The organism is Kitasatospora sp. NPDC023118 (assembly GCF_055560875.1).
In genome coordinates this window covers 1-7705 of the sequence record NZ_JBVHHW010000070.1, presented here as the reverse complement: position 1 = coordinate 7705, position 7705 = coordinate 1, and the positions used below count along the sequence as shown (strand labels likewise).

The window sequence follows — 7705 nt, the reverse complement described above, 5'->3', positions numbered from 1 at the left end:
CCGGAGAGCCGGACGGCCACTCCTCGGGAGCCACAGAAGGCAAGACCGCATCAGCCACATCCGGCCCTCCCGGGCCGCCTAACAACTTACGGAGACCGCATGTCAGAGCACGCTCCGGAGGAGGGCCGTACGGCCCGCAAGCGCAAGGCGATCATGGAGGCGGCCACCGAGCTGTTCCTGAGCAAGGGCTACCCGGGCACCAGCATGGACGAGATCGCGGCCATGGCGGCGGTGTCGAAGCAGACCGTCTACAAGCAGTTCACCGACAAGGAGTCCCTGTTCGGCGCCATCATCCTGAATGCAAGCAGCAAGGTCGGCCTGTTCGTCGACGCCATCACTACGCTCCAGGACACCGACGACCTCGACCGAGACCTGCGCGAACTCGCCCGCCGCTACATCTCCACCGTCATCCAGCCCCAGGGACTCCAACTGCGTCGACTGCTCATCGCCGAAGCCGGCCGCTTCCCCGAGGTGGCCCGTGACTACTACCGGCGGGCGCCCGAGCGCACCATCAGAGCCCTCGCCGACTGCTTCCAGCACCTCGCCGGGCGAGGACTACTGCGGATCACCGATCCGCTCCTCGCCGCCAGCCACTTCGCCTGGCTCGTCCTGGCCATCCCGATGGATCACGCGATGTTCCACGGCTACGACGGGACCCGGCCCGCCGCCGACCTCGAACGCCTCGCGGACGAAGGCGTTCGCGTATTCCTGGCCGCCTACCGCTGACACCAGTCGCCAGGTGAATCCATCCGCTGGCTCTTGCTTCGCACCTCACGCCAGCGCCTGCCCTCAGCCTCGATCGCGTCATCACAAGAGGCGAATCGACGCTGTTGGTGATCTTCACAAGCGACGGGTTCGAACCCGTCGCTTGTGAAGATCACCAACAGCGTCCAGAGGTTGTGCCAGAACCCCGCCAGAGGCGGCTGCGTGTTTTACATGCCGCCGACTTTGCTGATCCGTGTTGCTTTTTACTTATGCGAGTAAACCCCGGTAATGCCGGTCCGGACACCGGCTGGACCTTCACCACCGACGCGCGGCGCACCCAGATCGTCGCTGCCGCCATCGAGACCGTCGCCGAACTCGGCTACGCCCGAGCCTCGTTCGCGCAGATCGCCAAGCGGGCGAAGACCTCCAGCGTGCGACTGATCTCGTACCACTTCAACGGCAAGGAGGACCTCTTCCAGGCCGTCGTCGACACCGTCCAGGAGCGGGTGCGCGTCTTCATGCAGCCGCGCATCCGCGCGCACACCGAACCGGCCGCGATGCTGGCCGCGTACATCGAGTCCAACCTGGAGTTCATGGCGGAGCACCCGGCCGAGGTCCGAACGCTCGTCGACGTTCTCGCAGGCGCCCGCCGGGAGGACGGCGGCCCGCTGGTCAGCTCGGCCGGCTTCGACACCCCGGTCGCCCTGCTGGTGCAACACCTGCGGGACGGCCAGGACAGCGGCGCCTTCCGCCGGTTCGACCCGGAGGCGATGGCCACCGCGATCCGCGCCTCGATCGACGCGGCCGCAAACCGGCTCGCTGTCGGGGACGACTTCGACCCGCGCGCCTACGGGCGCGAACTCGTCACCCTGTTCGCCCTCGCGACCAGGAACGAGGAGGCGTCGTGACCGCCCACGCGGCTGCCCGCCACACCGGCGCCCTGTTACCGCTGCTGCTCGACCTCATCCTGCCGTTCGGCCTCTACTACGGGCTGCGCGCCGCGGGCGTGGACCAGTGGTGGTCCCTGCTCTGGTCGGCCGCACTGCCGGCGGCCACCATCCTCATACGGCTGGTCCGAACCCGCCGCCTCGACTTCCTCGCCCTGCTGATCCTCTGCATGATAGGCCTCGCCCTGGTGCTCTCCTCGCTCACCGGCGACCCACGCGCGCTGCTGGTCCGCGAGGCCTGGACGGGCATGCTCGGCGGACTGATCGGCCTCTGGCTACTGGCCTCGGTCGGCTACGGCCGCCCGGCCCTGATGGTCGTCTTCCGCTCCTTCGTGCAGGCCAAGGCGGGCGAGGACGGGCTGCACGCCTGGGAGGGCCGCTGGCACCAGGACGCCGCCTTCCGCCACGGCCTGCGGGTACTCACCACGGTCTGGGGCGCGGCCAGCCTGCTCAACGCCCTCGCCCAACTGGCCTTCGCCTATCTACTGCCCGTCGACGCCGCCCCTGCGGCCATGAACGCGTGCTGGCCGGTCACGCCGAGGGCCTCGACGATGCCTGCCAGCTCACCGGTTCCGGTCGCCCTGCTGCCCTGATGGTCAAGACCGCCGCCCGGGGCCCCGGCCCGCCGACGTCCCGGGAGTGGCGCGTGGGCCTGTACGGTCCGCGTGGCAGAGCCACTGGCTGTACAGACCCCCATCCGGCGGGAGCCGTCCTGACGTGGGCGCAGGGCGCCTTCCCGCCGAGTGCCCGACCTGCCCAGCCTGGAGATGCTGCTCGCCGCCGCCCGGCTCGGCAGCCTCGGCGAGGCCGTCAGGGAGGTCCCTGATGCGCCCGCACCCGGCGGCCGTGGTCCGTTCCGCTGGGTCGCATGCCGGTACCGCGTGGCGGCCGGGTGGGATCAGCTCTCGTGGCGGTCCGACCAGTCGACGTCCAGTCGGACGCAACTTCTTCGCATTAAGCTGTGTGCATGAGTGCCCGAACGACCACACGCCCCGGCGGGCGCAGCGCCCGCGTCCAGCAGTCCGTGCACCAGGCCGTCCGAGATCTCGAGGCGGAACTGGGGCGGGATGCGCTCACCGTGCCCCTGGTCGCCGCCCGCGCGGGAGTCACGCCGTCCACCGTCTACCGGCGCTGGGGGGACCTGCGGGAACTGCTGTCCGACGTGGCCGTCGAGCGGTTGCGCCCCGACTCCCCGCCGGTCGACCGCGGCAGCCTGCGGGCGGACCTGGAGGCGTGGACGGTGCAGTTCGCCGAGGAGATGTCCTCGACGGCGGGCCGCACGTACATCCGTGACGCCCTGCTGGGCGACCCCGAGCAGGGCAACGCGTCCCGATGCTCCGACTACGCCGCCGAGCAGTTGAAGGCCATCGGCGTGCGCGCTGCCGGGCGCGGGGAGGCCGTGCCCGACGTGGAGACCTTGCTGGACGTCGTCGTCGCCCCCCTGATGTATCGGATCCTGTTCCGCCCCTCGGACCTGTCCGCGGCCTACGCCGGCCATCTGGTGGCGGCGGTGCTCGGCCGCGGCGCACCCCTCTCACCGCCTAAAAGCTAAATATTTGCGGTTTGGGGCGGCGCGGGCCTAGGGTGCTTAATGCAAAACATTCGCCTTAAGGCTCGGAGGTGCTCCATGACCAGCGTCACAGCCCTGCCGCCCCGCCCCCGTCGCCTGCCCCTGCTGAGCCACCACGGTGCCTTCCGGCTCCACGCCTCGGTCCTGGTCGGCCTGCTGGCTGCCTCCAGCGCACCGACCCCGCTCTACGCGCTCTACCAGGCCGCATGGCACTTCTCGGCCATGACGCTGACCGTCGTGTTCAGCGCCTACGCGCTCGCACTGCTGGTGGCACTGCTGACCGCGGGCACGCTCTCGGACCACCTGGGCCGGCGCCCGGTCCTCGCCGGGGCGCTGCTGGCGGAAAGCGCCGCGATGGCCGTCTTCGCCACCGCACAGGGAGTGCCGGTGCTGATCGCCGCCCGGATCCTGCAGGGCCTGGCCACCGGCGTGGCCACCAGCGCCGCCGGAGCCGCCCTGCTCGACTTCGAGGACCCCGGCCGCCCGGGCCGGGCAACGGCCGCCAACGGCATCACCCCCGTGGCCGGCATGGCGGTCGGCGTGCTGGCCGCCACCGCCCTCGTGCAGTACGCCCCCGCCCCCACCCGCACCGTCTACCTGCTGCTGCTCCTGCTCTTCACGGCGCAGGCCGCCGCGGTCCTGCGCACCCCCGAGACCGCCCGCCCCCACCCCGGCGCCTGGCGCTCACTGCGCCCCGCGATCGCCGTCGCCCCCGCCTCCCGGCCGGCCATGGCGCTCGCCGCGCCCGGCGTCGTCGCTGCCTGGGCCCTGGGCGGCTTCTACTCCTCCCTCGGCCCCTCGCTCACCCGGCTCATCGCCCCGCACGCCGCCCGCGCGACCGGCGGCCTGGTCTTCTTCACCCTGACGGCCGCGGCCGGCCTCGCCGGCCACGCCGCCCGGGCACTGCCCGCCCGCACCGTGAGCCTGGCCGGCACCGCGCTCCTGACTCCGGGGGCCCTGCTGACCCTGAGCGCCCCGCACCTGCACAGCCTGCCCGCGCTGTTCGCCGGCACCGCCTTGGCGGGCGCGGGCTTCGGCGCCGTCGCCCAGGGCGCCCTGCGCCTGCTGCTGCCCCCGGCCGCCCCGGGCGAACGCGCCGGCACGCTCGCCGCCTACTACGTCCTCAGCTACCTGGCCATGAGCATCCCTGCCGTCCTCGCCGGCCTGCTGACCAACCTGTACGGCCTGCAGACCGCCGTCTCGCTCCACGCCGTGACGGTCCTCCTTCCGACCCTGATCGGCCTCACCCGCGCCGTGCGGCAGCCGCGCACCGCCTGACCGAGTCCTGCCTTCCCGCAGCGCCCCGCCCGCCCGAAAGGACCCACCGATGAGCACTGCCACGCCCCGTCCGGCCACCCCCTTCGCAAGTGCGGGATGGAGCCTCGGCGACATCGCCGTACGCCGCGTCGACGAGATCGAACTGCCTCGGCAGACCGGACCCTGGTTGCTGCCAAACGCCACCAAGGAGGTGCTGGACGAGGCGTCGTGGCTGCGCCCCGACTTCGCCGACGCCGACGTCCCCCGTCTGGCGAGCCACAGCTTCGCGGTGGAGGTGGGCGGGCTGCGGATCGTCGTCGACACCGGCATCGGCAATGCCAAGCCACGCGCCAACCCGGCCTGGAACGGTCTCGACACCGACTTCCTGGAACGCCTGGCGGCGGCCGGCTTCCCGCCCGAGTCCGTGGACCTGGTGATCACCACGCACCTGCACACCGACCACGTCGGCTGGAACACGCGCCTCGTCGGCGAGGACTGGGTCCCCACCTTCCCCAACGCCCGCTACCTCACCGGCCGCACCGAATGGGACCACTGGGCCGCCACCGACCTGGATGAGGCCCGCCGCCAGATGTTCCGCGACTCCGTCACCCCCGTCCGCGACGCCGGACAGTACGACCTCGTGGACGTGCCCGAGCAGGGGCGCGAGGTGACGCCGGGCGTCTTCCTGGTCCCTGCCCCGGGCCACACCCCGGGGCAGGTCGCCGTGGAACTGCGCGGCAGTGACCGCCGGGCGCTGATCACCGGCGACAGCATCCACCACCCCGTGCAGCTGTCCCACCCCCACGTGAACAGCTGCGTCGACATCGACGCCGCCCAGGCGGTCCGCACCCGCGGGCAGTTGCTCGACGCCCTGGCGGACACCGACGCGTTGCTCCTGGGCACCCACTTCCCGCAGCCCACGGCCGGCACCGTCCGCCGGGAGAACGGCCGCTACCGGCTGCTCGCCGAGCCGGGCGTCGAGATCCCGGCCACCGCGGCCTGATCACGCGGCCGGTGCCGCCCGGCCGCCCCGTGCGGGCCGCCGAGCACCCGCGGCGCCTGCGGCCACCTAAAGCTAATCCTTGGCCTTTATGGCCTCGGGTGCTCCGCCACTCAAACCTCGACCGAGAAGGAAAACATCCATGTCCACCGTCGAACTCACACCACCGGAGGCCGCCCGCTGGGCCGCCCGCGCCGGACTTGTGCTGCCCGCCGAGCGCCACGCCGCGGTCGCCGCAGTCGCCAACCACATCCACGGCGTCGTCGCGGTCCTGCGCGAGCTGGACTTCGCGGACGTCCCGCCCGCCACCGCCTACCGCGCCGGAGAGGAGAAGCACGATGCAGCCGTATGAGCTGTCCCTCGCCGCCGCCGCGAACGCGATCCGTGCCCGGCGACTGTCCCCCGTCGAACTGGTCGACTCCGTCCTCGATCGCATCGAGAAAGTGGAACCGCACCTCGGCGCCTACGTCACGGTCACCGCGGAACAGGCACGCCGGGCGGCGAGCGAGGCCGAACACGAAGCGGCGCACGGCCGCTACCGGGGACCGCTGCACGGCATCCCGATGGGACTCAAGGACCTGATCGACGTCGGCGGGATGGCCACCACGGCCAGCTCCCGGGTGCGCGCCGACCATCGCGCGACGGCGGACAGCACGGTCGCCGCGCGTCTGAGCGCGGCCGGCGCGGTCCTGCTCGGCAAGACCCACACCCACGAGTTCGCGTTCGGCCTGACCACTCCGCAGACCCGCAACGCCTGGGACCGCGGCCGGGTCGCCGGTGGTTCCAGCGGCGGCTCCGCGGTCGCCGTCGCATCGGGCACCGCGACCTTCGCCCTGGGCACCGACACCGGCGGGTCGATTCGGGTTCCCGCCGCGCTCAACGGGGTCGTCGGCCTCAAACCTACCTACGGTCTCGTCCCCCGCCACGGCGTCACCTCCCTGTCCTGGTCGCTGGACCACGTCGGTCCGCTCACCCGCACCGTCGAGGACGCCGCCCTGGTCCTGACCGCGCTGGCCGGACACGATCCGCGCGACCCCGCCTCGCTGTCCGTGCCCACCACGGACTACCGGCCCGGTGCCGACACGGACCTGACGGGGCTGCGCATCGGCCTGCCGCGCACCTACTACTTCGACCACGTCGACCCGCGCGTGGAGACCGCCGTCCGGCACGCCATCGGGCAGCTGGAAACCCTGGGCGCACGGCTCGTCGAGGTCGACATCCCGATGACCCGCTACATCCAGGCCACCCAGTGGGGCCTGATGGTACCGGAGGCCGGCGCCTACCACGAAGGCAGCCTGCGCACGGTCCCCGAGCTGTACCAGGAGGACGTCCGCCTCCTCCTGGAGGCAAGCGAGTTGATGAGCGCCGGCGACTACGTACGCGCTCAACGCTCCCGCACGCTCATGCGCGCCGAGTGGGCACGGATGCTAGAGGAGGCCGACGTGATCGCCGCCCCGAGCGTCCCGATGCCCGCGGTCGCGGCCGACGAGGAGACGGTCACCTGGCCCGACGGCACAGTCGAGGGCGTCTCCGACGCCTACGTGCGCCTCTGCGCCCCCGCCAACATCACCGGAGTGCCCGCCCTGACCGTTCCGGTCGGCCACGACTCGGCGGGCCTGCCGATCGGCATGCAACTGCTCGGCCGGCCCCTCAGCGAGCCCACCCTCCTGCGGGTCGGCCACGCCTACGAGCAGACGCAGCCCGCCCGCGCACTCGCCACAGTGACCTGAGCGAACACCCCGGGCGGCGGGTTCTCACCGGTTTTGCTATCCGGGGTGGGGGAGTACCGGCCCAAAGGGGGGCTGCTGCCGGGTCTCAGCCGTCGCGGATCTGTCCGTCGATTGCTGGCGGGGCCCATGGTGGACCGTCCCCCTCCCACCACAACGAGGACGGCTGGAGGGTCTACGACGACGCGGTGCCTGTTTTCGACACGGTGAACCGGTTCAGGCACGGATTTCGTGAAGAGCACGCCGAGGCGGTTACGATCTGTAGTCGATCGGAACCCTGCTCGAACGGTTATGCCGAGCGACTCGCTGGGCGGGAGAATGCCCGGCATGACGACTTGAAGAGCACCGGCCGGGCGACAGCACCGGCGGAAGGTCGGGACCTGGGACACGGTTGCCGACGGCGATCGACGAATCTGTGCCGCCTGCAGAACGCCTGTCCGCTCGTATCAGTATCGCTTCCATCCACCCGAGTCCTCCATGTTCGAGCGCTGCATCGGGT

At 71.7% G+C, this 7705-nt stretch carries 8 protein-coding genes; all 8 read left to right on the top strand.

What is annotated here, in order from left to right; genetic code table 11:
- Window positions 1-99 precede the first annotated feature (99 nt).
- The gene (locus ACZ3UD_RS37325; protein ID WP_465598450.1) at window positions 100-726 is read left to right on the top strand and encodes a TetR/AcrR family transcriptional regulator; all 627 of its coding nucleotides are present in this window, start codon (window positions 100-102) and stop codon (window positions 724-726) included.
- 248 nt (window positions 727-974) lie between these two features.
- Window positions 975-1613 (top strand): TetR/AcrR family transcriptional regulator, encoded by a 639-nt coding sequence (locus tag ACZ3UD_RS37320; protein ID WP_465598447.1) that lies wholly within the window; start codon window positions 975-977, stop codon window positions 1611-1613.
- Window positions 1610-2245 (top strand): VC0807 family protein, encoded by a 636-nt coding sequence (locus ACZ3UD_RS37315; RefSeq protein WP_465598444.1) that lies wholly within the window; start codon window positions 1610-1612, stop codon window positions 2243-2245. The genes ACZ3UD_RS37320 and ACZ3UD_RS37315 overlap by 4 nt, the downstream gene beginning before the upstream one ends.
- Before the next feature lie 374 nt (window positions 2246-2619).
- Window positions 2620-3204 (top strand): TetR/AcrR family transcriptional regulator, encoded by a 585-nt coding sequence (locus ACZ3UD_RS37310; RefSeq protein WP_465598441.1) that lies wholly within the window; start codon window positions 2620-2622, stop codon window positions 3202-3204.
- A 75-nt stretch (window positions 3205-3279) separates the two neighbouring features.
- On the top strand, window positions 3280-4500 hold the full coding sequence (locus ACZ3UD_RS37305) for an MFS transporter (protein WP_465598438.1): 1221 nt from the start codon (window positions 3280-3282) through the stop codon (window positions 4498-4500).
- A 49-nt stretch (window positions 4501-4549) separates the two neighbouring features.
- Window positions 4550-5482, top strand: a complete 933-nt coding sequence (locus tag ACZ3UD_RS37300; RefSeq protein WP_465598435.1) for an MBL fold metallo-hydrolase — start codon at window positions 4550-4552, stop codon at window positions 5480-5482.
- 139 nt (window positions 5483-5621) lie between these two features.
- Complete coding sequence (locus ACZ3UD_RS37295) at window positions 5622-5831, top strand: hypothetical protein (RefSeq protein ID WP_465598432.1); 210 nt, start codon at window positions 5622-5624, stop codon at window positions 5829-5831.
- Complete coding sequence (locus ACZ3UD_RS37290) at window positions 5818-7209, top strand: amidase (protein ID WP_465598429.1); 1392 nt, start codon at window positions 5818-5820, stop codon at window positions 7207-7209. Before ACZ3UD_RS37295 ends, ACZ3UD_RS37290 begins: the two co-directional genes overlap by 14 nt.
- The last annotated feature ends 496 nt before the right edge of the window (window positions 7210-7705 follow it).